Here is a 25,868-nt window from a genome sequence, read left to right on the forward strand (position 1 = left end):
TTGCAGATACGCGCTGCCGTGCTCAACCGCTTCACTCGGCTGGGTACCCCGGTCACGGTCCCAGTGTTATAAAACTGATTACAAACAGCGTCAGCTCGGCCTTCACTCGATTTGCTCAACAAAGCCGGCTGCGTTGTACTTGCCAAGTATTCTTCAGTTGATTTGTCAGTCGGTCTCAATGGCGTCAGCGATGTCCATGAGCAGGATACGGTTGGTCTGTACGAGCAAGGTTGCGGCCTGCTCTGTACGACCGTATGTGACCTCCCGCAATTTGATACATCGTCGCGCATGAAGGACGACTTCCTTCGGCCGATTTCACTTCCCGTCCCGCCTTTTGCCTCCTCCTTGTATCAATCCCCAGTATTCGACAGTCCGATCCGACCCAAGTAGCACGTTCCTGAGCATTGCTTGGCATGTAGCGAGTTCTTGTCAGAGGGCAAGGGAGAGCGCATGACGAGCATACGCGCCAACCTTGCTGATTTGGCGTGGCTCGCGGCTGGGAACCGTCCTGACCCTATTGCTTTGATTCCGGTCGCGGTTTTCGCTTGATTACCTGCATTGATCACGCCCCGGCACTGCGGGGCTCTGCGTGTACGTATCGTGCGTGGAATACCCGGCAACGCGATTGGTCGCCGCGCGAGTGCAAGTCGCCAGCTAGCTGGACTCCAGCAGGCTAGTCCAATTTTCTCATCTATACGATTTACTGATCAATAAAAAAGGAAACAGCAATGAAACCGAACCTGTCTTATGTATTCGCTTTGTCATTCTTTGTGTTTGCCAGCACTTCAGCGCCTCTGGCCGCGCAAGCCATGCCGGCTGCCAAAGACGGCAACTCGCAAGTACAGCCACGAGCCGGTCGCGAGGCGCCACATGGCTATGAATCGGCTGGCGCACCTGATTGGGTCATCAAGCTTGGAACAGGCAAGACCAGGTCCGTACGAGTACACCGGCTCGAAACGGTACGCATCGTCGATGGCGAACGCAGTATCACCTGGACATTCGATACGCTGGGTCTGCCCTTGATGCCACTGTCGAAACTCCTGCCCGGCGCGGCAGATATAACGATCTACGTGGAGGAGAATCCGATGTATGCAAATTGAATTCAAGTATTCATACATGTCAGCTTGATTAACGAGTAGGTCCGGTCGGCGACGATTACGACGCCGACCGGACCCGCCAAGTTCCTGGCTTTCAAGCTGGAGGCGCAACAAACAGAATCTCCAGCACCCGGCCGCGCATGCTCTGCCGGCCGGACGTATCCCGACGCTATTTGCGGGCTTTTTGAAGATTAAGACCGAAGCCTAGCCCGGTCGCAAGAAGCAGGGCTGCCTGCGCGATGTAGGTCTGGACGGTCGGGTAAATGCCAAGAACAGGCAAGCGCGGCCCCTGTATTGGCGTGGCCATCAACCACCCGGCTTCCTGCAGGCCTGCGATCCCCTTGCCGACCAGGACAACTGCCAGAGCGGCGACCAATACTGAACTGTATGAAAAGAACTTACCGATAGGCATGCGTGCGCTCGTGCGCAGGAATATGACGGCAAGAATCGACAGCAGGACCAAGCCCGTTACGAATCCTCCCATCAGGGCAGGGCCGTTGCCGTCGGCTGCAAGCGCTGAATAGAACAGGACCGTTTCGAAGACCTCACGGTACACCGCGATGAAGGCCAGGGCAAACATGGCCCATGCCGAGCGCTTTTCCATCGCTGCCGTGAGATGCTGCTTCAGGTAGGCCTGCCACTGTCCAGCCTGGCTTTTCTGGTGCATCCACAGGCCGACCGACAGCAGTACCGCCGCCGCGAAGAGCGAGGACAGACCTTCTGTCACCTCACGGCTGGCGCCACTGATACTGACCACGTACGTGGCTACCAGCCAGGTCAGCGCGCCCCCGGCCAATGCCGAGATCCAGCCCGCATGCACGTAGCGCAGCGCCTGGGGACGTTCTGCTTTGCGCAGGAACGCAACCATGGCGATCACGATCAGCAAGGCCTCGACACCTTCGCGCAGGAGAATGGTCAGTGCGCCCACGAACACCGTTGTGGCATCAGTCTTTTTGGCGCCTGTTACATTTTCGACCCGTATGAAGTACGCGTCCAGTTGCTGTGCGTATCCGCTTGCGCCTTCCACGTCACCCCGCGCGACTGCGCCCCGGTACAATTGCATCGTTCGCTCGACATCGACCAGGAGTTGGCGGTCGGTCGCGTCCAGCGTCGCCTCGAGTGGCTCGAAGCCGTCCAGATAGGCCGACAAGGCAAGATCGGTGGCGGCCGCGCGCTGGCCATTCTTCAAAGCGCCCAGGCTCTCTTGCAGCAGCTTGCGCGCAAGGGCGATCCCCTTGCGTTCCTGCTGTTCCCGGACAATGTCGGGGTGAGTGCGCGCGTACGCCTGCGCTGCTCGCGCAGTGGCTGGTGGCATAGCCTTCGCCAGCTCCTCTTCGCTCGTCGTGACAAGGGCGGTCATGTCAGGAAGCGCCGCGCCGGGGGCTTCATCTCGTGCGAATGCAGCCTTCCCCGCTTCAATGTCGGCGTCCTTGAAAGACAGGGAACCGACAAAGAACGCCAGGGACCAGCGGTCGTGCTCGGACAAGTTGGCAAACGCCGGCATCGACGTGCCGTCGACACCCTGGCTGATCACCTGGTAAAGGGCCATGAGAGAACGGGAGCGAGCCCTTTCCTCATCTGTAAAGGCGATCGGCTTCGGGTCGAGCGTTGCCGCAAGAGCGCCGTCGCCGGCGCCGTTCGCGCCGTGGCATGAAGCGCATTGCGCCTGGTACAGCGCGGCGCCACGGGCCAGGTCGGGCATGGCGCGCGGTGCTACAGGAAAGGGATACGCCTGAAGGAGCAGCCGGTTCGCTTCCCGGGCAAGCTGGCCCACACGCTGAGGGCTGTCTTTGCGTTCGACCGCGTCCTTCAGACTTGCGGTAGCTGCGGCCAGTTCCGAGTGCAATGGATGAGGAGGCAAGGACTGCACCTGACTCTGCGCGCGTTCTGAGAACTCCCGCATTTCTCCGTACTCAGGTTCACTGATGACCGTTCCATTCTGGACGGCGCCGGGGTAGTCCACAGCGACATAGTCGAGCAACTGCCAGAGCTGCCTGACCTGCGTTTCGGACGAATTGGAATCTGCACGTGCCGTGCCGGTCGCGAAGCTGCAGAGAGCCGCGACGTAAATGAACCAACGCCAAATGGGGTACTTCATAAGGGAGAATTTGACCAGATGTAGAGGAGTCTGACATTTAACACCTTCTAGCCACTTGAAGGTCAAGCCATATCGGCCTCGGTTCTCACCACTAAGCGGAACCTCGCCAGACTTCGATTCAGCATCTTCAGTTCCGAAACGCATCCTACTGCGAGCCCTCGGGTCGGGAGTCGGGATCGTCCCCGTTGGTAATACTGGTGGCACAAATATCGGCGTGTTCAAGCGGTTTCCAATCGATCCAAGTATAAAAAAACTGATCAGGTAGAACCCAGCAACGCAGCTTGACGCTTGCCGCTACGAATGGTGATGGGCCCGGCGTGTCGAAGCCGGATGATGAAGACTGGCTTGACCTTCCCATAGAGGGAAGGTTTATGCTTGTCTCCGTATTGTCAGGCGGCCGTCACTGCCGGCTCCATGTGCTGACAATGACAAAATACGTTACGCGCACCCAAGAGCTTGACACTGGGAGCAGCGCGCCGCGACAATGCTTGTCCAAATGTCTAAAGTGATGAAACCATCCCGTTCAACCCGCTTCGTTGCCGCTGTGATTGCCGTGATCAGCCTGCTGTTCACCCAATTGGCTCTGGCTTCGTACGTCTGTCCCGGCACGACCGCGCCGGAACGCATGACGATGGCGGCAGTCGACAACGGGATGTCCGACATGGATCACTGCACCGGTGTGGACAAGGCCCAACCGAACTTGTGTCATGCGCACAACCACTCCAGTCCCCAATCGCTCAACAAGCCCGACGCGCCTTCAGTGCTGCCGTTCCTTTTGATCGGGCCGGTCCTGTCCGTGGTCTTGCTCAATGATGGCGTAGCACCTCCAGACGTTTTTGCCACCATACCCTCGTTATCGCGTGCGACGGAGCCGACTTTGGCGATACGCCACTGCTGCTTCCGTATTTGACAACTCCGCCTGCTTGATTCGCCGCGCGCGCTTGCGTGCGCGATGTATTTCAACGCTTGTGGAGACCGCATGTCCTTCTTCTTTTCCGCGCGCCGTCACGGGCGCGCCCCCCTGTTTTCGCTGACAGAATACGTGGCGGTATTGGCGACGTCCCTGACGTTGGCGGCGCCCGCCCTCGCCACCGATGCCTTGTCCCTGGCCGAGGCGCAGCGTCTCGCCATTGAGCGCTCACGGCAGATTACTGCACAGAATGCAGCTGTGACCGCTTCACGCGAGATGGCGGTGGCAGCTGGCCGCTTGCCCGATCCGGTGCTCAAGGTCGGTGTCGACAACCTGCCAGTTAGCGGCCCCGACCGTGGTAGCCTCACTGCGGATTTCATGACGATGCGTCGTATCGGCGTGATGCAGGAAATCACACGCACAGACAAACGCAGGTTTCGAGCCGAGCGGTATCAGCGCGAAGCGGACAAAGGGCTGGCCGAAAAAGACAAGACCACCGCCGATGTTGAACGCGCGGCGGCCATCGCCTGGCTCGACCGCTACTATGCCGAAGCAATGGCATCCGTGATTGCCTCCCAGCGTGAAGAGGCGCAACGTGAGCGGGAGGCCGCCGATGCCGCTTACCGGGCCGGCCGCGCAAGCCAGGCTGATGTACTGTCCGCCAGGGCTGCCGTCGTCCAGTTCGACGACCGTATGGACGATGCCGCACGCCGGGTGCGCAGCGCGAAGATCGCGCTCGCGCGGTGGGTTGGCGACATGGCCGACCAGCCCCTGTCCGGTCAACCGGCAATCGACACCATCCGGCTCGACCCGGCCTCGCTCGACGTCCAGCTTGCCCATCACCCCGAGATCGCCGTTCTCAACAAGCAGGTCGATGTCGCTGCGACGGAAGTGAAACTGGCCGAGGCGAACAAAAAATCCGACTGGACCGTGGAGGTGGGCTACGCGCAGCGCGGCTCGGGATATTCCAACATGATCTCGTTCGGCGTCTCGGTCCCGCTCCAGTGGGACCAGAAAAACAGGCAAGACCGCGAACTGGCGGCCAAACTCGTCACGGCCGAACAGGCTCGTGCCGAACGCGACGAGGTGCTGCGAGCGCATACAGCTGAAACGCGCGTCATGGTGGCCGAGTGGCAAACCAATCGCGAACGGTTGGCACGGTATTCCCGGGAACTCATCCCGCTGGCCCAAGAGCGCAGCGGGGCAAGCCTGGCTGCCTACCGTGGCGGCAAGACGACGCTTGCCGAGGTGCTGGCCGCGCGGCGTAGCGAACTCGACGTTCGCCTCTCCAGGTTGCAGTTGGAGGCCGACACCGCCAGGCTGTGGGCAGAACTGAACTTCCTCTTTCCCACTTCGCACGGCGCGATGCCGGCGGCGGCCGCCATCTCCAGGAACATGAAATGACCAAGAAAAAGAAGCTCATCCTCGCGTTGTCCGCGGCCGGCATCTTGACCGCCGCCGGCGGTGGCCTGTTTTGGGCCGGTGTGCAGCATGGCCTGCATGCCGCCAAGCCGGCAATAACCGGCAGCGTTGCCGCCACGAGCGGCGACAAGGTCGATCCTGCGACGGGCAGAAAAGTGCTCTACTGGCACGACCCAATGGTACCCGGCCACAAATTCGACAAGCCGGGCAAGTCGCCCTTCATGGACATGCAGCTCGTGCCGGTGTATGCCGACGAAGCCGGCGACGACGGCAAAGTTGCAATCAGCCCGCGCGTACAGCAAAACCTCGGTATCCGGACTGCCGAGGTGAAGGAAGGCAGCCTTGCCACTGCGCTTGAATCGGTGGGCAGCGTGGCCTGGAATGAGCGCGATCTTTTCCTCGTGCAGGCCCGTGCCAACGGGTATGTCGAGCGCCTCCACGTACGTGCGTCGCTCGACCGTGTCCGCAAGGGCCAGGCGCTGGCCGATATCTACGTCCCCGACTGGGTGGCGGCGCAGGAGGATTACCTGGCCGCGCGCCGCATGTCGGCGGATCTTGCTGACGCGGCACGCCAGCGCATGCGCCTGGCCGGCATGACCGAGGAGCAGATCCGCCAAATCGAGAAAAGTGGCAAGGTTCATCCGCGTGTGACGATCAGGTCACCAGTGTCTGGCGTGGTGGTCGAGCTTACCGTGCGCGAGGGCATGACTGTCATGTCGGGTGCGTCGCTGTACCGCATCAATGGTCTGTCCACTGTCTGGGTAAATGCCGAGATTCCTGAAGCGGCAGCCGCCCAGGTACGTCCCGGCAGCGCCGTCGAGGCACGCGCCGCTGCCTGGCCGGGCATGACCTTCCAGGGCAAGGTCGGCGCGATCCTGCCTGAAATCGATCCGGCCACACGCACCTTGAAGGCGCGCATCGAACTCGCTAATCCGCAAGACCGGCTGGTGCCCGGCATGTTCGCAACCGTCAGCCTGACACCGGCCGCGCGCAAGGCCGTCTTGCTGGTGCCGAGCGAGGCCGTGATCCAGACTGGCACACGCAGCGTCGTGTTCGTTGCGAGCGAGGACGGGAAGTTCGCTCCGGTCGAGGTGGAGACGGGGAGCGAAGCCAATGGCCAGACGGAGATCCGCAGCGGCCTGTCGTCCGGCCAGAAGGTCGTCGCGTCCGGGCAGTTCCTGGTCGACTCGGAAGCCAGTCTCAAGGGCGTGATCGCACGCATGGGCGATGCGGGTGCCGTCGACGGCGCCAAACCGGCTGCCGCCCCGACGCACCACGGCGGCGGCCGCGTCGAGACGATCGATCCCGACAGTATCACCCTGTCGCACGAGGCGATGCCGACGCTGCAATGGGGACCGATGACGATGCCGTTCAAACTGCCGCCGGATGGCTTGCCGCGCAATATCGCAGTTGGTGACGAGGTCACGTTCGAGATCCGCCAGACCCCGGAGGGCGACTTCCAGATCACGTCGATCACGCCGGCCAATAAGCAAAACGGTAGTGGAGATGGCAAATGATCGCCAAATTGATCCGCTGGTCCATCGTCAACCGCTTTCTGGTGTTGCTGGCCACTGTCGGGCTGACGGCATGGGGCGTGTGGGCTTTGTCGAAAACGCCGCTCGACGCCATCCCGGACTTGTCGGATACGCAGGTGATCATCCGCACCACCTATCCTGGCCAGGCGCCGCAGATCGTCGAGAACCAGGTCACGTACCCATTGACGACGACCATGCTGTCCGTGCCGGGAGCGAAGACGGTACGCGGCTATTCCTTTTTCGGCGACTCGTTCGTCTACATCCTGTTCGATGACGGCACCGATCCCTACTGGGCACGTTCGCGGGTGCTCGAATACCTCAACCAGGTGCAGTCACGCCTGCCGCCACAAGCGAAACCATCGCTCGGGCCGGACGCTACCGGAGTGGGGTGGGTGTACGAATACGCGCTCGTCGACAAGAGCGGCACGCTCGACCTGTCACAGCTGCGCGCCCTACAGGATTGGTTCCTCAAATACGAACTGAAGGCGGTGCCGAACGTGTCGGAAGTCGCCAGCATCGGTGGCATGGTCAAGCAGTACCAGATCCAGCTCGATCCCGACAAGATGCGTGCTTACCGTATTTCGCACGCCAGGATCATCGACGCCGTGCAAAAGGCAAACCAGGAAACCGGTGGTTCGGTACTTGAGCTGGGCGAAGCCGAATACATGGTGCGTGCGTCCGGCTATCTGCAATCGCTCGACGATTTTCGCAAGATTCCCCTGACAACCAGCGAGGCCGGTGTGCCGGTACGACTTGGCGATGTCGCTCGTATCCAGACCGGCCCGGAGATGCGGCGCGGCATCGCGGAGCTGAACGGCGAAGGCGAAGTGGCGGGTGGGGTGATTGTCATGCGCGCCGGGAAGAATGCGCTCGAGACGATCGACGCGGTCAAGGCAAAGCTTGCGGAGCTCAAGTCGAGCCTGCCGCTAGGTGTCGAGATCGTGCCGACCTACGACCGTTCGAGCCTCATCAAGCGCGCGGTCACCAACCTCGAACACAAGCTGATCGAGGAATTCATCGTGGTCGCACTGGTCTGCGCGATCTTCCTGCTCCACATGCGTTCGGCGCTGGTCGCGATCGTGTCATTGCCAATTGGCATACTCGCGGCTTACCTGGTCATGTACTACCAGGGTGTGAATGCGAACATCATGTCGCTCGGCGGGATTGCAATCGCGATCGGCGCAATGGTCGACGCAGCCGTGGTCATGATCGAAAATGCGCACAAGCATATCGAGGCGTGGAACCACGCCAATCCAGGCAAAAAGCTCGCTGGCGACGAGCACTGGCGCGTGATCGGCGATGCGGCTGCCGAGGTCGGCCCGGCCTTGTTCTTCTCGCTGCTGATCATCGTGCTGTCATTCGTGCCGGTGTTCACGCTCGAAGCGCAGGAAGGCAAGCTGTTCGCGCCGCTGGCGTTCACCAAGACCTATGCCATGGCCGCCGCCGCAGGCCTGGCCGTGACGCTGATCCCGGTGTTGATGGGCTACCTGATCCGTGGCCGCATTCCGGACGAGCAAAGCAATCCGCTCAACCGCAGCCTGATCCGGCTGTACCGCCCGCTGCTCGAACGCGCGTTGCGGTATCCGAAGACAGTGATCATCGTTGCGGGGCTGATCGCTGCTGCGACAGTGTGGCCATTGTCACGCCTGGGCGGCGAGTTCATGCCGCCGCTCGACGAAGGCGACCTGCTATACATGCCGTCGGCCCTGCCAGGGCTTGGTGTCGGCAAGGCGGCCGAACTCTTGCAGCAAACCGATCGTCTGATCAAGACCGTTCCGGAAGTGCAAAGTGTGTTCGGCAAGGCCGGCCGCGCGGAGTCGGCCACGGACCCGGCGCCGCTGGAGATGTTCGAGACCACGATCCAGCTCAAGCCACGCGACCAGTGGCGCGCCGGCATGACACCTGACAAACTGGTCGAGGAGCTGGACCGCATTGTCAAGGTCCCGGGGCTGTCGAACGTCTGGGTTCCGCCCATCCGCAACCGCATCGACATGCTGGCCACCGGCATCAAGAGCCCCGTCGGCGTCAAGATCGCGGGCGCCGATTTGAAGGTCATCGACCGCATCACCGGTGAGATCGAGCGTGCCGTAAAAAAAGTGCCTGGCGTGTCATCGGCGCTGGCCGAGCGCCTGAACGGGGGCCGTTACATCGACGTGAAGATTGACCGGGATACCGCTGCGCGCTACGGTTTGAACATCGCCGACGTGCAGAGCGTTGTGTCGTCCGCGATAGGCGGAGACAACATCGGCGAAACGGTCGAGGGGCTGCAGCGTTTTCCGATCAGCGTGCGTTATCCGCGTGAGGTGCGCGATTCGGTCGAAAAACTGCGCGAGCTGCCGGTCCTGACCGAACGTGGCGCCCAGATCCGGCTCGGGGATGTCGCGGCAATCCGCATCGAGGATGGCCCGCCCATGCTCAAGAGCGAGAACGCGCGCCTGTCGGGCTGGGTCTACGTCGACATTCGCGGCCGCGACCTCAGCTCGGCAGTACGCGACATGCAGCAGGTCGTGGCCAGCGAGGTCAAGCTGCCGCCCGGCTATTCGGTATCGTGGTCCGGCCAGTTCGAATATCTGGAGCGCGCGACGGCGAAGCTGAAGCTCGTGGTTCCGGTCACGCTGGCGATCATCTTCGTGCTGCTCTATTTCACTTTCAAGCGCTTCGACGAAGCGGCCCTCGTCATGGCCACCTTGCCGTTCGCGTTGGCCGGCGGCGTGTGGCTGCTGTGGCTGCTGGGGCACAACCTGTCGGTGCCGAGTGGCGTCGGCTTCATTGCGCTGGCCGGTGTTGCGGCCGAATTCGGCGTGATCATGCTCGTGTATCTAAAGCATGCCTGGGAAGCCCGCGTCGAGGCCGGACGTGATAGCGAAGCCGATCTCATCGACGCGATCCGCGAAGGAGCCGTCCTGCGCGTGCGTCCCAAAGCGATGACGGTGGCGGTCATCATCGCAAGCCTCGTGCCGATCATGATCGACTCCGGGACCGGTTCCGAAGTCATGCAGCGCATCGCCGCGCCGATGATCGGCGGCATGGTGACAGCGCCGCTGCTGTCGATGTTCGTGGTGCCCGCGGCCTACCTGCTGCTGCGCCGCCGCCAGGCGCGGGGCATGCACGCGCTGTCCCTGACACCTGCGACCGAGGAGCGGACGATTCACGCGAAATAGCGCGGCAGGCATGCGGCATCTACGCCGCTGCGCCGCTAACCATACCCACCTCAACTGATATATGAAAGGAAATATGATGAAACGTCATACCATGATCGCCGCGATGCTAGCGCTTGCCGTGTCCGGCCTGGGCGCCGCCCAGGCGCAACCGAATCAAACCGGCATGAATGCGCAGCAAGCAAACAAAGGTGCGAAGGCGACTCCACATGAGACCATCGGTACGGTGAAATCCGTCAATCCGGCTGCAGGGACCGTGACGCTCGCGCATGGGCCGGTCAAGAGCCTGAACTGGCCGGCCATGACGATGGGCTTCGCCGTCAAAGACAAGGACTTGTTCGACAAACTTTCGGTCGGCAAGAAAGTCGACGTCGAATTCGTGCAGCAGGACAGTAAGTACGTCATCACGGCCGTGAAGTAAGCATTCTGCCTGCGCGACGGATGGGCTGACTGGGCATCGTCCGTCGTGCATGGCGCCGACGCAGCATGGCGGCGCGTACCTGTATTTTGAACTTCTGAAAAATTAAAATGCACAAGAACTATATTCGCACGATCGACAAGATCTCATCGGTGGATAGTTTGACCGACTGAACTCTAACGTCCATCAAGCGGATGCCTTCGCCCACCAGCCACCGTAGTGCCGGTTCTTTTTGGTCTCGTGTTTTCGCTCCGCGCGCGCCGGTAAAGAGCAGATCCATGGAAGGGCTATCATGGTGAACGATACTGACCGGCTGGATGTAATGGGGCCAGGCTGAGTTTTTAATGAGCCACTTACGGCACTTATAGCCAAAGACCATGATGGCCACCGGAGTACGTGCGAGCCGCATCACTCTAATACCCGTCGCCTCCCGGCTTGCCCGAAATTCCTCTGCCACCTGAAGCACGAGGTCCATTGAGGCGTCTTTTCCTGCCGTTCTCGTCGAAACAAGGTAGGGAGGAAGGATAAGATCCGCACTGAAGATATTGGCTTCGGACTCACTGTTCTTTGCCTGCTGATTGTGCTGCGCCAGATCGGCTTTGGAGCACAAATTGATGCGTCCATGCTTTCGGTCACGCTCCCAGTGTCCCAGTTCGTGTCCAATAGAAAATCGCTGCCGTTGCTCGCTCGTAGAGGAGTTCACAGTGATGATGCCTGAAGTCGCTGTCGCGACCAATCTTGCATCTGCTCCTTCAAGATGCCGGCGCTTGATAGCAATACCTCGGTCGTTCGCAATCGCTTCTAGATCTATCTCGTCCGGTGTTTCGATGCCGTACTCCCACAGTAGTCGCTCACCAGGAGATAGCAGTTTCTCGTCAATTTTGAGCGTCATCCTTGATGACTCCAAGTTCAAGAAGATCCTCATAAAGTGACGTAATGTCACTATCGGATTGTTTAGTCCCATTTCGATAGGCAAGCAAAAGGGGACTGTTCTCAAATTCTGGATTAACGCTCAGACCTTCTATGCGAGAACGTATCACGTCAATACCGGGAAGGTTGCCAGTTCGTGTTGGCACAGCACTTCGCAGAGCAAAACCTTCATTTGTAAGATTTTCGCGCCGAAGGGTACGTAACCTTTCTTTGTTTGCGCCTCGGATCTTTGTCATGATTAAATCCTTATATTGCTGCGCGATAGCATCAGGATTCTGCCCATTATCAACTAACATTTGAGAAATCTCTTCAGAGGTTGGCTTTTCCTCGAGCACCTCTGTACGTAGCGCGGAGCGCAGCGCCCGTGCCATCGCCAGGCGCTTCGGATCGTGATTGCTCATCATTTTTTTCCTTGGCTTTTCAACTTCGCAGCCCCTCGATTTAGCCGCTTCCGCGCTGCGGCGTATTGTGCCTCATTAAGCTTGCAGTGCTCCTTGATCGCTGTACCGATCAGGCCTCGTTCCATCGCGTCGAGAATGTTCCAGATTTCCTCGTCGTCGCCGAAGTATGCGTAAAGGGCATCATAGTCCCGCAGCATTGCCTCGTGTTCTTCAGCTGCGATCAGCACGTCCTCAACACTGTTTTTTGGTATCCCCTGGAGAGAACTGAGAAAGGCGTCGTCTTCGACTTCATCCTCGATCCTCGTCAGAGCAGACACGTTGGCAACACGCGTAGCATGGAAGCCCTTTCGGTCGTTCGAAGCGATGCTTGCCATCGTATTACGCATGAACGTCATGAACGGCATGCACTCCGGGTACCACTTGCGCCGCAAATCACTCGCGCGATCAAGAGCTTCGCCGAAAAGAGCCATACCGGTCGCATAGATGGTTCCGAAGGCCAGCCTGTTAGCCTGGTAATCCAGCAGACGAAGCTCGTCCGGCGTTAAACTGGCGAGCGCCACGAATACCTGTTCTTGGGTCGCAAAATTATCTTTTTGATCCTTCAAGCCCCGCCTCTCCTAAGTGCGTGCATCGTTCGTACCTTCAAGTAGCTAGTCTGAGCACGGTCGGAATCTGGACATGATTTTGTGGCCAGCTACAAAAATAATTCTTGAGCTTGGCATGTCTGGATTTTTATCCGGCTCAGACTACCTCATCAGGTGGGCAGGTTTTGCGTTTGCGAAACAGCCCTCGATCAATCTATAGACTGTTGAGGTACGTAATGAATAATAGCAATTTTGTTCAGATTCAGGTAAAGCGCGATCCCGCGAACCCTACCCGGTCGGTCGTCCTGGCAAAAGGTGAAAGCGCCGTCTTGCCGGACACCACGCCGACCGGCCGACAGATCCTGAACGCAGCGCAGTGCTCTCCGACGGTTGACTACGTGTTACTGCAGCTACTCCCGGGCCGCAGCCTGGAGGAAGTCTCGCCGGAAGAGGTGGCTGAGCTGGATGCAGCAGAAACAAGCTTTTACGCGTTCCGCGCCGATCGCCTGTTCTACTTCGTGCTCAACGAGAATAAATACCCTTGGGGCCAAGCTTTGCCTGAAGGTATTTTGCGCCTGCTGGCGAACGTTCCGACGCATGCCCAAGTTTGGATGGAGCGCCAGGACGAAGCGGATGTGCTGATCGCACCGGGCCAGAGTGTCAATCTGACGGGTGAGGGTGTCGAACGCTTTTACACCAAGCAGCCGACCTGGAAGCTGGACGTGCAAGGCATCGAGATCAGCTCGCCAGCGCCGACCATCACTGTTCGCCACGCGCTGGAACTGGCAGATATCAACCCGGACTTGCCGTGGACGTTGGTCCTGAAGGTACAAGGCCGTCCGAAAGAGCAGGTCGAATTCACCACCGTCATCGACTTGACGACGCCGGGCATCGAGCGGTTGCGCGTCATGCCCAAGGTCATCAACAACGGAGAAGGCCCTGGTCTGCGCCGCCAGTTCTTCTTGTTGGAAAAGGACGAGAAGTTTCTCGACGCGGCGCGTTACCGTTGGGAGGCGGCGCTCGACGGTGAACGCCGTTGGTTACTGCTGCATGACTACCCCCTGCCCAGCGGCTACCAGCAATCGCACATTTCTCTCGCGATTGAAATTCCCGCGCTGTACCCCTCTGCGGAACTGGACATGTTTTATTGCGCGCCATCTGTCGCCCTGCAGGCCGGCACGGCAATACCGCAGGCCGACGTTCAGCAGGTCATTTTCGGGCAGACCTTCCAGCGTTGGTCGCGTCATCGCGAAAACTCGGTATGGTCACCCGCCGACGATTCGGTGATCACGCATCTGGGGCTTGTAGAGGAGTCGTTCCTGCGTGAGGTGGCGAAATGATGAGGCAAGCCAATATGGCGTGGTCGGCACCGCAGCACGCAACGGTGCGGACGCACCTGTTCCCAGGGGACGGCAAAGAAGCCGCGGCGATTCTGCTTTGCTCCCGGATTGTGGGTACGCGCATCAAACTGATGGTGCGTGAATACATCCTAGTGCCACACGAAGTCTGCGAAAGGCATCCGGACTTTTTAAGCTGGCCCAGCGACTATGTTGAACAGGCGCTTGAGATTGCTGAGGAGGACGACATGTCGATCATTCTTCTGCATTCGCATCCTGGCGGGCTCTACGAGTTTTCCGGAGTGGATATCGAATCTGATGCTCAGGTAATGCCAGCGATCTTCGCCGGACGCGCTAAATGTCACAAGGATGAGATTTGGCACGGCAGTGCCATCATGTTGGAAGATGGTGCCATGCGCGCGCAACTGTACGACAAGCATCATCGTCCGATGCTTGTCGACCTGGTGGCTGTCTATGGGGATGACTTGCGCTTCTTTTGGAACCCGGATTGTTTTACGCCGACCTCCTCCGATCGACCGCTGGCGTTTTCCGATGCCATGCGAGAAGAACTCAGCCGTCTATCGGTATGTATTGTCGGCGCTTCCGGGACCGGTAGCATCGTGGCCGAGCAGGTCGCTCGGCTGGGATTTGGCGAAGTCATACTGATCGACTACGACCGGATGGAGAAGAAGAACCTTAATCGTATCCTTAACTCCACCCTGCATGACGTTCAGACAGGGCGGCACAAGGTCGATGTTATTTCGGAAGCGATCAGGAAGTTCCGTGACAGGGTATCGGTCAGGGTCGTGGCAACCGGGATCGGCTGCCGAGAGGCGATCCTGGAAGCAGCCATGGCAGATGTGATCTTTTGCTGCGTCGACAGTCATGAGGGACGGCAAATCTGTGACCTGATGGCGAGCGCCTTCTTGCATCCACTGTTTGATGTCGGCGTCACCATCCCTGTGCGCAAGCGCGGCGCCAGCAAGTTTTCGATCCTGGATGTAGTGGGAAGGGTTGACTATGTCTGGCCCGGTGGAAGCTCCCTAGCGGATCGCGGTGTTTTCACTCCTGCTTCCGTAGCAGCGGAATACTTGGCTCGGGCGGACGCAGCAGTGCATGCGGCACGTGTCAAGGAAGGGTATATGCCTGGAGCTCATGAAGAAGCCCCGTCAGTAATATCGCTAAACATGAGAGCTGCGAGCGCGTGCGTCACAGAATTCATCGCGCGCGCCTTCCCATTCCGTCACGATCCCAACACCTTGCGCGCAAGAACTTTGTTCAGTCTGGCTGCGTGTGAAGAGGAGTACGTGGCAGAGCAAAGTTTTCCTAAAGCGAAAAACGCGTCCTTAGGCCGCGGGACTAAACGTCCACTGCTCGGACTTCCTGCACTCCAGGGCTAGGATATTGACGATGTGGACGTTGCTCACCAATTGGCTTGAAGCGATACAGGATTGGCTCACCCCCAGGCGAAAGGTGCTTACCCGAGAGGGCGACACCTTGCCGTCAGCGATGCCCAAACAGGATCTGATACTTCTCCAGGACGAAGGAGAAAACTGGTCAGTGGGATTTCGCTGTCCGTGCGGCTGTGGGGACGTGATCGAGCTGCTTTTGCTACCTGATGTTAAGCCGCGCTGGGATATCAAAATCGACTTCCGTAACCGGCCGACGCTTTCACCTTCGGTTTGGAAAACGACTGGCTGCAGATCGCATTTCTGGGTTCGGAGCGGGAAAATACTATGGGTCGATTAACTGCAGTCTGGTCGCTCAAAAGAAATCCGGCGACGGATCAGATCAACGCCGGCGCCCCCGTGTTGGCAACTCCCGCCGGCGCGGTGGCACGACCGTGAATCCATGCTGTGGCGGCATCACTTGGGGGAACGGTGATGGATCCTGCCGGTCCAGCGTAAATCTCGCCTCAGCGGAAATAACCGTTATCATCACGTTACGCCCACTTTGTAAGAGCTAGTAAAGCAATGATAGAGAAATTTCTAAGCTCCGTTCTGGCATCCGCGACAGTCTCAACAATGGCTCTAGCAGCGCTCGCCTTTCTACTCCGGGAATGGATCGCTGAGCGTTTGAAAAATTCGATCAAACACGAATATGATCGGGATATGGAAAGCTACAAAAGCATGCTCGGACGCGTACATGCCGCGACTGCGGAAGGGCAAAAAGCTGCTATTGAGAGGAGAATGAAAGCTTTTGACCGGATGTGGAAGACTATGCTTTCAGTACGGGACAGCACCGGATCATACACTTTTCACTTTGATATCCGGACTGAGGCTGAATGGTTGGATTTGCCGTCAAACCATAATTTCAGAAATCTCGTTGGTGCGCTTGACGACAATATGATGTTGAGACTCATGGGAGATAGGACTATTGAGGAGGAGCGACCATATGTTGGCGAGGTTGTGTGGGCACTCTTCTTTGCTTATCGTTCTTTTAACATGCGTCTGGTACATTTGGCTAGACAGTCACTTTCAACTCCAGGTAGCATTAATTGGAGTGCAGATGCGGCAACGCGAGGTCTGTTGGCTGCGACTCTTTCTGCAGAGGAGATTGCGGAATTTGATAGGTTGGGAATCTCTAAAGTAGATTTTGTTCGCCGGACAATCGAAGGGAAAGTGCTGAGTGCATGGCATAGGCTCATTTCCGGAGCGGAGTTCGGTGAGGAGGCGCTGAGACATGCTCATGCCCTTTTGAAGGTTGTAAGTCGTCCTGCTTAATGGTGACCCGGATGATTCAGCCGCGCCAGCAAGTGACATCGGCCTCTATTCGAATTTGATGTGGGAAGCGCGTTCAGCAAGGACCAAGCAGGGGTCGGATGACGATGAACTGCTACCGCAAATAAGGGCGATGACCGCGCGATTTCATGAAGGGGGTTATCGACTTTAGCTAACCATTCCTGCGGGGAGGGAGATCTGCTCCTCAAATCTCGGTATAAAATCGTGAGCTCGTCCAAGGCTGGGGCGTTAGATCTTAAGCGAATTGTAGGCGCTTTTGACGAGAGTTACTGGCCAACATGGCAACCGTCTAAAGCAGACGGAATCGAGTTGGCCACTGTACAGGAACCACTCGACGGTCCGCGAACCTAGTCGGGGCGTGGTCGGCAGCCAAGATGGATTGCGGATGGGCTTAGGGCGGTAAGAAACTGGACGACTTCAGGCTCTAAGCAGTCTACTCGATGACTTTCCGAAAAACGGCGTCGGAAGGTTAATCATTAATGATCAAAAGCCGATTTTGAAGTCCCATTCATCAAATTCTTTCTTGAGTTTTTCCTTGACCCATTCCCTGTGGCGCGGCTCATCTATGTAATCCGTCCCGATAAGGTTCCAATATTTCTGCTTCAGCCCGCTTGAAATAAATACATTGTTCGTTCCCTTAAGGTTAACGTGAATTTCACGAGTGCGCTCAAAGAAGGAGTCGGGTTCTATCGTGGTGCCCTCATCGTAGATTTCAATAAGTCTAGTTAAGAATAAGAGCCTTCTGTAAACGTAAAACGTCCAGTTTTCACTTATGCTGCCAAAGAGTCTATAGAAAAAAGAGGAAACGCCCGCCGTGTATGTTCCCACACGGATTTCCGATCTTGGGTATTTTGAACTTCCATCCGATGGACGGTAAAGTGACTCATAAGCTCGCCGAAGTGCTCGGCCGTAAGCTCGCAATATGAGATCTTGACGCTCGCTGGTAGATGCTGGAGAAATAAAAGGAACAGCAATAAGTTCATCGATGATTTTTTGAGTTTGATTGCCATATGTAATGAGCGTAAACATAATACGTGCACCAAAAAAGTCTGCCCATCCTTCTATTGCGACTGAATCAATCTTTGATTCATCAGTGTGCGCTAAGTGTTTATTTACATAATGTGCGAGCTCATGGCCGATGATGATGAGAAAGAACATGGCGTCATCAACTGATTGCACCCGCTCTTGCAACATATAGTGACTTAATATAACGGTGCTTCCTTCAGAATTTCCAACAACTTTGGCTGGGCTGTGAATATTCGCCACTTTGAACGCAATCACGAAATTACTGCTCGGAACAAAGAAAGACTCGAAGTCTTCGATTGCGGCTTTTGCCAGAGTTTCGTATAACTTTTCCATAGTGTAGGTAGTGAACCAATAGTTGAGAATCGTCGGCAATTCTCGATCTGTATCTTCAGAAGAAATTTAGTAGATGGATGGTCTATATTTTATGAGAACGTACATGTACTACATGAAGTTCGCTGTAAGGGTAGGAGCCCTCAGATGTTGTAAATTGTCCACAGTATTTTTTCTTCACTAGACAGGGCCTGCAACGGCGGACTGTATAGGAGCAGTCACTCGATCGTTATTTAAGTATTTGATTTAAAAAAGATTTCGTTCAATAACGCATCATGTGTCTAACTGCGCCGTCAACGATAAGGACCGGTTGCATCTATTGCTTTGCGCGGCCCACCCACAGCTACCTCGGCCTGTCGCCGGGGCGCGACTTCGAAAGCCGGCTGTTCGCCAAGGTGAACGCGGCCGAGCTGCTGCGGCGCGAGCTGGCCAAGCCGGGCTACGTGCCCGAGCACATCGCCCTCGGCGTCAACACCGACGCCTACCAGCCCTGCGAGCGCGAGCTGCGCCTGACGCGCCAGGTGCTCGAGGTGCTGAGCGAATGCCGGCATCCGGTCGGGCTCATCACCAAGTCCTCCCTCATCGAGCGCGACATCGACCTGATCGCGCCGATGGCGGAAAAGAACCTGGCCTGCGCCGCCATCACCCTGACCACGCTCGATCCGGAGATCGCGCGCACGCTGGAACCGCGCGCGGCAGCGCCGGCACGGCGCCTGCGCACCATCCGCACCCTTGCCGAGGCCGGCATTCCGGTCAGCGTGAGCGTGGCGCCCATCATTCCTTTCGTCACCGAACCGGAGATCGAGCGCATCCTGGAAGCGGCGCTTGAGGCCGGCGCCATCGGCGCCCATTACGTCGTGTTGCGCCTGCCGCACGAGGTCAACCCGCTGTTCCAGGAATGGCTGCAGGCGCATTTCCCCGAGCGGGCGCAGCGCGTCATGAACCGCGTGCGCGACCTGCGCGGCGGCAAGGATTACGACAGCGACTTCGGTAAACGCATGCACGGGGAGGGCGTGTGGGCGGACCTGATCCGCCAGCGCTTCTCGAAAGCGGTGGACCGGCTGGGGATGGGGGAGTTCCGGGGGCGCTTCGGCAGGCTGGACGGGTCGCAGTTCCGCAAGCCGCTGGTGGTGCCGCCGCGGCCGTCGCCTGCCGCCGGCAAGAGCGGCGGCGGGAACGCAGCCGGGCAGCTGGACCTGTTCTAGCCGGCCGCCCGATCGAGATCGGCAGGTGGGTTACTGCTTCTTCTGGATCTTGTTGTGCACCTCATTCACCATCATCAGCGCCGCCGAGCCATAGAGCTTGTGGTACTCGGCCTCCATCAGCCCGCTTGAAATGACCGGATCGGTTGCCACGTAGCGCTTGGCTTCCTCGATGTCCGGCGTCGCGATCACGAAGATGCCGCGGCGGCCTTCCTTGCCGTCCAGCGGTCCGGCGAAGACCAGTTTCTTCTCGGCTGCGAGCTTGCCCATGTTGGCGAAGTGGCCCTCGAAGATCTTCGCGCGCTCGGCCTTATCCTCGATGTTCTTCGGGCCGGTCTTGAGGATCACGAATACATAGGGGCGCATGCCGCGCTCGTCGGCGCCGAGCGACTGGGCCAGCGCGGCGTCGTATTGCGGCGTGGGTTCAACGGCCTTGGTTTGCGCCACGGCAGGCGGCATCGCCAGCAGCAGCGAAGCGCACAAGCCCATCAGCATCTTCTTCGACATCCCTGTTCTCCTTGTTATATGGCGCGTGGCATCGACGCGCTTCGTATGGTCCAGCGATTCTAGCGGACTTCAGGCCGGGCAGGGCCGGTCTTCAGACCCACAGCCGGTAGATCCAGAAGGACTCGTCCTCGATGTAGCGGTCGGCGAATTCGGTCGGGGGAAAGCCGCAGATCTGCCGGGTGACGCGGCTCAGGTGGGCCTGGTCCGAGAAGCCCTCGTCCAGGGCCAGCGTGGCCCAGTCGAAGGGCTGGCCGGTCTCGTAGCGTTCGCGGGCCGCGAAGAACAGGCCTTCGGTGCGCACCAGCGACTGCCACTCGCGCAGCGAACGCCCGCTGAAGGACTTGATGCGGCGCTCGACCTGGCGCGCGCTGTGTGTGTCGCGCCATTGGTGCGCCTGCCAGGCCAGGCGCTGCACCCAATGCCGGCCCATCTGGCGCAGCAAGAACCGGCTTGTCTCGCCTCCCTGCGCCGCGCGCCAGCGTTTGCCGAGCGCCGCCTCCAGCACGTGCATAGCGGCGGCATCGTCGGGCGCGGCCAGTAGCGCGTCAAGGAAGGGCTGCCAGCCCGCGCCGAGTACTGCGTGCGCCGGCAGGAAGCGGTCCTGGATGGCCGCGAGCTCGATGCCGAACAGGGCGGGGACGGCGTCTGGCTGGAAGCAGGCCATGTAGCCGCGGCCGCCCGTCGGCGACCAGGTGGTCACCGGGCGCGAATGGCTGCCCGAGATCATCATCTGCGCAGCGAAGGGATGCCAGCCCGTGTCCGGGTCCACCAGGCCCATCCCGGACCCGTCGAACCAGGACAGCGTCACGATCGGCGAAGCGGGGAAGTGCGACAAGCGCTGGGCGTCGCTCAGTGCGAGGCGGGAGGTGTCGCGGCTGACCAGCGCCAGCATCGCGCCCTGCAGCGCCGGCGGCGCCAGGTAGAGGCGGTCATGCGGCGACTTACCCCGATTGCATATGCGCGGGCCGCGCGCCAGCCGGTCGGGGCAGGGGAGCAGGCAATCGTGACGATCGGGGGCCATGAGCCAGCAGTATAGGCAGGCGCCCGCGGCCTGTCGATGTCGTTTCCGTTCAAGACGCGGGGGCAGAAGCGGCGAAGAATGCGAGACATGAACACGCCCGACACCTCCCGATGCCCCTTCCATGCGGATGGCGCGCCGCCCGCTTCCGCCAACCCGGCGCCGGCCCGGCATCCGCCCGGCGCCTGGCCGCCCGGTCCGCCGTCCGGCCTGACCGGCTGGGGCCTCTTGGCGCGCATGGCGCGCGACCTGCCCGGCAGCCTGGCGAGCTGGCGCCAGGCCTATGGCGACGTGGTCCACCTGCGCATGTGGCCGGAGCACGAGATCGTGGTCAGCGACCCGCAACTGGTGCGCGAGCTGCTGGTGGGGCGCCATGACGCGATCCAGCGCTGGGAGCGCGGAATCGAGATCTTCGCCTACCTGCAGGGCGACAGCGTCCTGGTCGCGGAGGGCAGCGCTTGGGCAGCGAAACGCCAGGCACTGCAACCGGCCTTTGCGCCGAAGTCGGTCAAGGCCTTCGTTCCGACGATCGCGGCGGCAGCCGAGGCGGCAATGGCAAGCTGGCAGCCGGGCGCAGCGATGCCGATCGAAAGCGCGCTGACCTCGTTGGCGATGGACGTCATCATGCGCATGATGTTTTCGAGCGAGATCGGCCATGATGCGCGTGCGGTGGAGAGCGCGGTGCACGAGGCGCTGGTGGCGGCCAATGCCGAGATGTTCTGGCCTGCCAGCGCGCCCGACTGGCTGCCATGGAAGCGGCGCAAGCGGCAGGTGCGCGCCATGCTGGCGCAGCTGATCGAGCGCCACGTGCAGGCGCGCCTGGCCTTGCCGCTCGATGCCTGGCCACAGGACCTGCTGAGCCGCCTCCTGGCACTGCACCGGCAGGACGCGGACGCCTGGCCCTTGTCGGCGGTGCGCGACGAATGCATGACGGCTTTCATCGCCGGACACGAGACCACCGCGGCCAGCCTGAGCTGGTGGGCCTGGTGCATGGCGGCCAATCCGGCCGCGCAGGAAGCGGCGCGGCGCGAAGTCGATGCGGTGCTGCAGGGCGACGCGCCTGGCGAGGACGCATTGGCGCGGCTGGGCTACCTGGCCCAGACCCTGAACGAGACGATGCGCCTGTACCCGGCCGCGCCGATCCTGATGAGCCGCCGTTCGACGCGCGCCTTCCTGCTTGGCGGCTGGACCATGCCGGCGCGGACCATGTTCATGGTTCCGGTGTTCCTGATACACCGCGACCCGCGCTGGTTTCCGGAGCCGCAGGCCTTCCGGCCGGAGCGCTTCGGGGCGGATGCGCCGGCGATTCCGCGCGGGGCCTTCATGCCCTTCGGCACCGGGCCGCGGGTGTGCCTGGGACAGCAACTGGCGCTGGCGGAGATGACGGTGGTGGCGGCGATGCTGCTGCAGCGTTTCGTGCTGGCGAAGGGGGAGGGGGAGCCGGAGGCGGTGTTGAATATTTCCTTGCGGCCGAAAGCACCCTTGTTGCTCAAGGTGGAGCGCAGGCCGGCCGGTTCACCATGAGACCTCAGCGCGCCGCCCCGATGAATTCTTTCAGGTGGCGCTCGATCGCATGCACGTGCTCGTCGTACTTGCCGAGCTCAAGCAGGGCACGCGCCAGTTCCAGCAGGTATTCGCTGTTCGGGCCGCTCGGGCCGCGTGCGCTGGCGATCTGGCGCGCGATGGCTTGCTCGCTCGCGGGGCCGAGATAGGCGGCGTTGTCGGATGTGGCGATGTAGACGATGCCTTCGGCGGTGCCGCCGTCCTCGAATGTCATCTCGGTGGCCAGGCGCAGGTAGCCGTTCTTCTCGCGATGGTCGAGGTGGGCGAATTCCTCGGGCGTGACCAGGTAGGCCATGCCGTGGCAGGTGGCGCCATCGACCGGCACCAGGGTCACCACGCGGCCCGGGGCGGCCTCGGTGCCGCGGTGGTCGTGCGAGCCCTGCCAGAAGCGGCGGCTCCAGCCGCGAATGCTGGCGGGGCGGCGTTCGATGAACGGGAAGTCGGCCTTGAAGATCAGGGAACCGTAGCCGAACAGCCAGACGCTGTCATGGCGGTCGAAGCGGTCCATCAGGCGGTTGATCTCGATCGTGTTGAGGGACATCGGTGGCAGGAAAAACGGGGATGCACGCTATTGTACGTGCAGCCCGCGTCAAGCGCAGGGCGCGCCCTGGTGCTTCGGCGTGCGGAACGCATACCAGGGGAAGGCGCTCCGCAGGGCGACCACGTCGCCGGCATCCTTGATGTCGTAGCCGGGCAGATCCGCGGTCAAGGCCTGCCACTCGCTGCGCCGCAGCAGCTCGCGCAGCTTGCTGATGGGCGGCCGGTCCACCGCCTCCTTCAGGCAGACAAAGTAATACTGCTCGCGGATGACCGGGACGAAGGCCAGTCCGAACGCGGCCGCCGCCTGGATGCCGAAGCCGGCATCGGCCACGCCTGAGGCGACGCTGGCGGCGACGGCGAGATGAGTCGGTTCGGCATTCTCGAAGCCGTCGACCTCGCCGGGATGGATGCCTTCCTTGGCCAGCAGCTGCTCGACCGTGACCCGGGTGCCGGAGCCGCTCTGGCGGTTCACGAAGCGCAGGTCCTTGCGGCGCAGGTCTTGCACGCCGTGGATGCCTTTCGGGTTCCCGGCGGCCACCATCAGGCCCTGCTGCCTGCCGACGAACCGGATCAGCTTGTGGCGGCCCGGCTTGAGCATGGACTTGAAGGCCTTGTGCGTCATGCTGCCGGGCGCGTGGTCTTCGCTCACATGAAAGCCCGCCAGCAGGCACTCGCCGCGCGACAGGGCGGCGATGCACTCGAGGCTGCCGCGGTATTGCAGGTCCAGGTGCAGCTTGGCGTCGCGCGCCAAGAATTCCTTCAGGCGCGGCAGGGCCAGGTCATGGCTGGCGAACATGGAAATCACGTGTGCCTGCGGGTCGAAGGCCAGCGCGAATTCGCGCTCCATCTCGGCGATCAGGTTGTCGACCTGCGGTTGTACGCGCATCCGGGCGCGCCGTTCGGCGAACAGCAGCTTCTCCCCGAAGGGCGACAGGCGGGCCCGCTTGCCGCGTTCCCAGACGATCAGGTCGGCCCGCAGCGCCGTCTCGAAGCGCTTCAGTTCACCCCAGATGTGGCGGTAGGACAGTCCGAGCTGCGCCGCCGCCGCGCCCACCGATCCACACGCATGGATGGCGCCCAGGATATCGAACAAGGGATTGCCGAGCTGCTGCCCGGAGACTGCCGCATCGTCGAAGGTGTAGGACAGCTTGATGCGCAACATATGCAAACTTGTTCATATTGAAAGATTTTCAGTATAGCTTAGGATGGCGCATCCACCACTTACGATGGGGCGGTCAAACATGCGCTTCCTGAGCAAACAGCTTGCCCTGCTGGGCTTCCTGCTGGCGGCGACTGCGCCAGCCCTGGCCCAGCAGGCGATCAGGCTCTCCACCACCACCAGCACCGAGAACTCGGGCCTGCTGCAATACCTGCTGCCCAAGTTCGAGAGCAAGACCAATTACAGGATCAGCGTGATCTCGGTCGGCACCGGCAAGGCCCTCGAGCTGGCGAAGAATGGCGACGTCGACGTGACTTTGGTCCATGCGCGCGCGGCGGAGGACAAGTTCGTCGCCCAAGGCCATGGCGTCAAGCGCCGCGACGTGATGTACAACGACTTCATCCTGGTCGGTCCGCTAAGCGACCCAGCCGGCATCAAGGGCAGCAAGGACGTGCTCGCGGCGATGAAGAAGATCGCCGCTAGCCAGGTGCGCTTCGTCTCGCGCGGCGACAACTCGGGCACCGACCAGATGGAGAAGGCCTACTGGAAGCAGGCCGGCGCCCAGCCGCAGGGCGCCGCCTATATCTCCGCCGGGCTGGGCATGGGCGAAGTGCTGAACATGGCGGCGGAAATGAACGCGTACACCCTGACCGACCGCGCCACCTATATCGCCTACAAGGCCAGGACCGGCCTGCAGATCGCGGTCGAGGGCGACCCCAGGATGTTCAACCCCTACGGCATCATCGCGGTGAATCCGGAGCGCCACAAGCACGTCAACTACAAGGGCGCGATGCAGCTGATCGAGTGGATGACTTCACCCGAAGGGCAAAGGCTGATCGCCTCGTTCAAGGCGGGCGGCGAGCAGGTCTTCTATCCGTCCGCGAAAGCGGCCAAGTGATGCGCGCCGCAGCCCATGTTCACGCTGACGAAGCAGGCGCCAGGCTGCCGACGAAACCGTCGAGGAAGTCGATGAAGCTCTCCGCCGCCGGCGACAGCGAGCGCCCGGGGCGCGTGTAGAGGAAGAAGCGGCGCGTGAGCACCGGTTCCTCCAGCTGGCGCATGACCAGGCCGTAGAGCGTGGCGAGCGGCGCGGCGTAGGGCATGCATACCGTCACCCCGAGGCCGGCGGCGGCCATCGCCAGCGCGGTCGTCATGAAGGTGACCTCGTTGGCGGGCTTGACCGAGGGCGCGTGCTTTGAAGCGTGCATGTCGTCCAGCAGGCGCTCGGTGAACTGGCCCTGCAGCGAGATCAGCGGGTAGCGCGCGACGTCCTTCCAGGTGACGCGCGCCTGGCTTTCCAGCGCGTGCCCTTTCGGGAACACCAGCGCGAAGGGCATCTCGAACAGCAGCCGCGCGTCGAGCGGCGGCGCGGGTTCGCGTTCCGGGCCGATGCCGATGTCGGCTTCGCCGGACAAGACCCGGTTGACCACGCTCTCCACGCCGGTGTCGCCCAGGCGTACCTCGATATCGGGGTAGCGGGCGCGGTAGGCGGCGATCGCCTCCGGCATCAGGGTGCAGGACAGCAGCTGGGGTGCGGCGATGCGCACGATGCCTTTTTTCAGGCGCGTGTGGTCGGCCACATTGGCGAGGGCGCCGTCGAGGTCGTCGATCATCTGGCTGAACAGCGGGTAGAGTTCCTTGCCGATGTCGGTGAGCAGGGCGCGGCGCGTGCTGCGGTCGACCACCTTGGCGCCCAGGGTCTGCTCGAGCTCCTTGATCAAACCCGAGAGCGCCGATTGCGTGACGTGCATCGCCTGCGCGGCAAGCGTAAAGTTACCCGTCTTGGCCAGGGCCACGAATGCGCGCATCTGGCGCAAGGTCGGATTCATAAGCTTATCTAATAAATCGAGCGAAAAATACTGTTTGAATGATAGTACGTTTTGTTCTCTAAT

General features: G+C 60.5%; 24 protein-coding genes. 14 read left to right on the plus strand and 10 right to left on the minus strand.

What is annotated here, in order from left to right; translation table 11 throughout:
• Positions 1-728 precede the first annotated feature (728 nt).
• Positions 729-1,100: a CzcE family metal-binding protein gene (locus FG94_RS26695; protein ID WP_081926030.1), complete on the plus strand. Its 372-nt coding sequence runs from the start codon at positions 729-731 to the stop codon at positions 1,098-1,100.
• 166 nt (positions 1,101-1,266) lie between these two features.
• Here the strand turns inward: FG94_RS26695 and FG94_RS16215 are convergent, their stop codons facing one another.
• Entirely contained in the window at positions 1,267-3,195 is a 1,929-nt protein-coding gene (locus tag FG94_RS16215; protein WP_036213833.1) for a cytochrome c/FTR1 family iron permease, read from the minus strand.
• A 55-nt stretch (positions 3,196-3,250) separates the two neighbouring features.
• On the opposite strand from FG94_RS16215, the gene FG94_RS28630 reads away from it, so the two are divergent.
• The 6 genes from FG94_RS28630 to FG94_RS16240 all read left to right on the plus strand — a co-directional run bounded on the left by FG94_RS28630 (position 3,251) and on the right by FG94_RS16240 (position 10,641).
• Positions 3,251-3,460, plus strand: coding sequence for a DUF3703 domain-containing protein (locus FG94_RS28630; RefSeq protein WP_081926031.1), 210 nt, complete (start codon positions 3,251-3,253; stop codon positions 3,458-3,460).
• Between the two features lie 243 nt (positions 3,461-3,703).
• A complete protein-coding gene (locus tag FG94_RS26100) occupies positions 3,704-4,105 on the plus strand; it encodes a hypothetical protein (protein ID WP_152571007.1) in 402 nt (133 codons plus the stop codon).
• A gap of 69 nt (positions 4,106-4,174) precedes the next feature.
• On the plus strand, positions 4,175-5,509 hold the full coding sequence (locus tag FG94_RS16225) for a TolC family protein (protein ID WP_081926032.1): 1,335 nt from the start codon (positions 4,175-4,177) through the stop codon (positions 5,507-5,509).
• Complete coding sequence (locus FG94_RS16230) at positions 5,506-7,044, plus strand: efflux RND transporter periplasmic adaptor subunit (protein WP_036213835.1); 1,539 nt, start codon at positions 5,506-5,508, stop codon at positions 7,042-7,044. The genes FG94_RS16225 and FG94_RS16230 overlap by 4 nt, the downstream gene beginning before the upstream one ends.
• Entirely contained in the window at positions 7,041-10,223 is a 3,183-nt protein-coding gene (locus tag FG94_RS16235) for an efflux RND transporter permease subunit (RefSeq protein ID WP_036213838.1), read from the plus strand. Before FG94_RS16230 ends, FG94_RS16235 begins: the two co-directional genes overlap by 4 nt.
• A 76-nt stretch (positions 10,224-10,299) precedes the next feature.
• Positions 10,300-10,641: a copper-binding protein gene (locus FG94_RS16240; protein ID WP_229445964.1), complete on the plus strand. Its 342-nt coding sequence runs from the start codon at positions 10,300-10,302 to the stop codon at positions 10,639-10,641.
• A gap of 118 nt (positions 10,642-10,759) precedes the next feature.
• On the opposite strand, the gene FG94_RS26105 is transcribed toward FG94_RS16240, so the two are convergent.
• The 3 genes from FG94_RS26105 to FG94_RS16250 are packed head-to-tail and all read right to left on the minus strand — an operon-like array spanning position 10,760 to position 12,574.
• Positions 10,760-11,530, minus strand: a complete 771-nt coding sequence (locus tag FG94_RS26105) for an ImmA/IrrE family metallo-endopeptidase (RefSeq protein ID WP_161783973.1) — start codon at positions 11,528-11,530, stop codon at positions 10,760-10,762.
• Entirely contained in the window at positions 11,514-11,969 is a 456-nt protein-coding gene (locus tag FG94_RS27355) for a hypothetical protein (RefSeq protein WP_152571008.1), read from the minus strand. Before FG94_RS27355 ends, FG94_RS26105 begins: the two co-directional genes overlap by 17 nt.
• Positions 11,969-12,574, minus strand: a complete 606-nt coding sequence (locus FG94_RS16250; protein WP_036213844.1) for a hypothetical protein — start codon at positions 12,572-12,574, stop codon at positions 11,969-11,971. The genes FG94_RS27355 and FG94_RS16250 overlap by 1 nt, the downstream gene beginning before the upstream one ends.
• A 215-nt stretch (positions 12,575-12,789) precedes the next feature.
• Here FG94_RS16250 and FG94_RS16255 point away from each other — a divergent pair, with 215 nt between their 5' ends.
• From FG94_RS16255 to FG94_RS27360, 4 genes are all read left to right on the plus strand, one after another.
• A complete protein-coding gene (locus tag FG94_RS16255; RefSeq protein ID WP_051996833.1) occupies positions 12,790-13,893 on the plus strand; it encodes a multiubiquitin domain-containing protein in 1,104 nt (367 codons plus the stop codon).
• Positions 13,890-15,290, plus strand: coding sequence for a ThiF family adenylyltransferase (locus FG94_RS16260; protein WP_036213847.1), 1,401 nt, complete (start codon positions 13,890-13,892; stop codon positions 15,288-15,290). The genes FG94_RS16255 and FG94_RS16260 overlap by 4 nt, the downstream gene beginning before the upstream one ends.
• Before the next feature lie 109 nt (positions 15,291-15,399).
• Positions 15,400-15,639 carry a DUF6527 family protein gene (locus tag FG94_RS28275; RefSeq protein WP_229445966.1) on the plus strand — a complete coding sequence of 80 codons (240 nt, stop codon included), beginning with the start codon at positions 15,400-15,402 and terminating at the stop codon, positions 15,637-15,639.
• Positions 15,640-15,965: 326 nt separating this feature from the next.
• Positions 15,966-16,613 carry a hypothetical protein gene (locus tag FG94_RS27360; protein WP_152571009.1) on the plus strand — a complete coding sequence of 216 codons (648 nt, stop codon included), beginning with the start codon at positions 15,966-15,968 and terminating at the stop codon, positions 16,611-16,613.
• A gap of 501 nt (positions 16,614-17,114) precedes the next feature.
• Here FG94_RS27360 and FG94_RS27365 read toward each other — a convergent pair.
• Positions 17,115-18,029: a hypothetical protein gene (locus FG94_RS27365; RefSeq protein WP_152571010.1), complete on the minus strand. Its 915-nt coding sequence runs from the start codon at positions 18,027-18,029 to the stop codon at positions 17,115-17,117.
• 233 nt (positions 18,030-18,262) lie between these two features.
• Between FG94_RS27365 and FG94_RS16270 the strand changes: the two genes are divergently transcribed.
• Positions 18,263-19,192, plus strand: a complete 930-nt coding sequence (locus tag FG94_RS16270; protein ID WP_229445965.1) for a PA0069 family radical SAM protein — start codon at positions 18,263-18,265, stop codon at positions 19,190-19,192.
• A gap of 30 nt (positions 19,193-19,222) precedes the next feature.
• Here the strand turns inward: FG94_RS16270 and FG94_RS16275 are convergent, their stop codons facing one another.
• The gene (locus FG94_RS16275; protein ID WP_036213851.1) at positions 19,223-19,696 is read right to left on the minus strand and encodes a YciI family protein; all 474 of its coding nucleotides are present in this window, start codon (positions 19,694-19,696) and stop codon (positions 19,223-19,225) included.
• Between the two features lie 91 nt (positions 19,697-19,787).
• Positions 19,788-20,717, minus strand: a complete 930-nt coding sequence (locus tag FG94_RS16280; RefSeq protein ID WP_036213854.1) for an AraC family transcriptional regulator — start codon at positions 20,715-20,717, stop codon at positions 19,788-19,790.
• An 87-nt stretch (positions 20,718-20,804) separates the two neighbouring features.
• Between FG94_RS16280 and FG94_RS16285 the strand changes: the two genes are divergently transcribed.
• Positions 20,805-22,238 carry a cytochrome P450 gene (locus FG94_RS16285; RefSeq protein WP_036213857.1) on the plus strand — a complete coding sequence of 478 codons (1,434 nt, stop codon included), beginning with the start codon at positions 20,805-20,807 and terminating at the stop codon, positions 22,236-22,238.
• A gap of 4 nt (positions 22,239-22,242) precedes the next feature.
• Here FG94_RS16285 and FG94_RS16290 read toward each other — a convergent pair whose 3' ends face one another.
• Positions 22,243-22,818: a gamma-glutamylcyclotransferase gene (locus FG94_RS16290; protein WP_036213858.1), complete on the minus strand. Its 576-nt coding sequence runs from the start codon at positions 22,816-22,818 to the stop codon at positions 22,243-22,245.
• A 48-nt stretch (positions 22,819-22,866) separates the two neighbouring features.
• Positions 22,867-23,979 (minus strand): substrate-binding domain-containing protein, encoded by a 1,113-nt coding sequence (locus FG94_RS16295; protein ID WP_036213859.1) that lies wholly within the window; start codon positions 23,977-23,979, stop codon positions 22,867-22,869.
• 79 nt (positions 23,980-24,058) lie between these two features.
• Here FG94_RS16295 and FG94_RS16300 point away from each other — a divergent pair, with 79 nt between their 5' ends.
• The gene (locus FG94_RS16300) at positions 24,059-24,874 is read left to right on the plus strand and encodes a substrate-binding domain-containing protein (protein WP_081926034.1); all 816 of its coding nucleotides are present in this window, start codon (positions 24,059-24,061) and stop codon (positions 24,872-24,874) included.
• Between the two features lie 19 nt (positions 24,875-24,893).
• Here the strand turns inward: FG94_RS16300 and FG94_RS16305 are convergent, their stop codons facing one another.
• On the minus strand, positions 24,894-25,805 hold the full coding sequence (locus tag FG94_RS16305) for a LysR family transcriptional regulator (protein ID WP_036213861.1): 912 nt from the start codon (positions 25,803-25,805) through the stop codon (positions 24,894-24,896).
• Positions 25,806-25,868 lie beyond the last annotated feature (63 nt).

This window comes from Massilia sp. LC238 (assembly GCF_000735635.1).
GTDB classification, from domain to species: domain Bacteria; phylum Pseudomonadota; class Gammaproteobacteria; order Burkholderiales; family Burkholderiaceae_D; genus Telluria; species Telluria varians.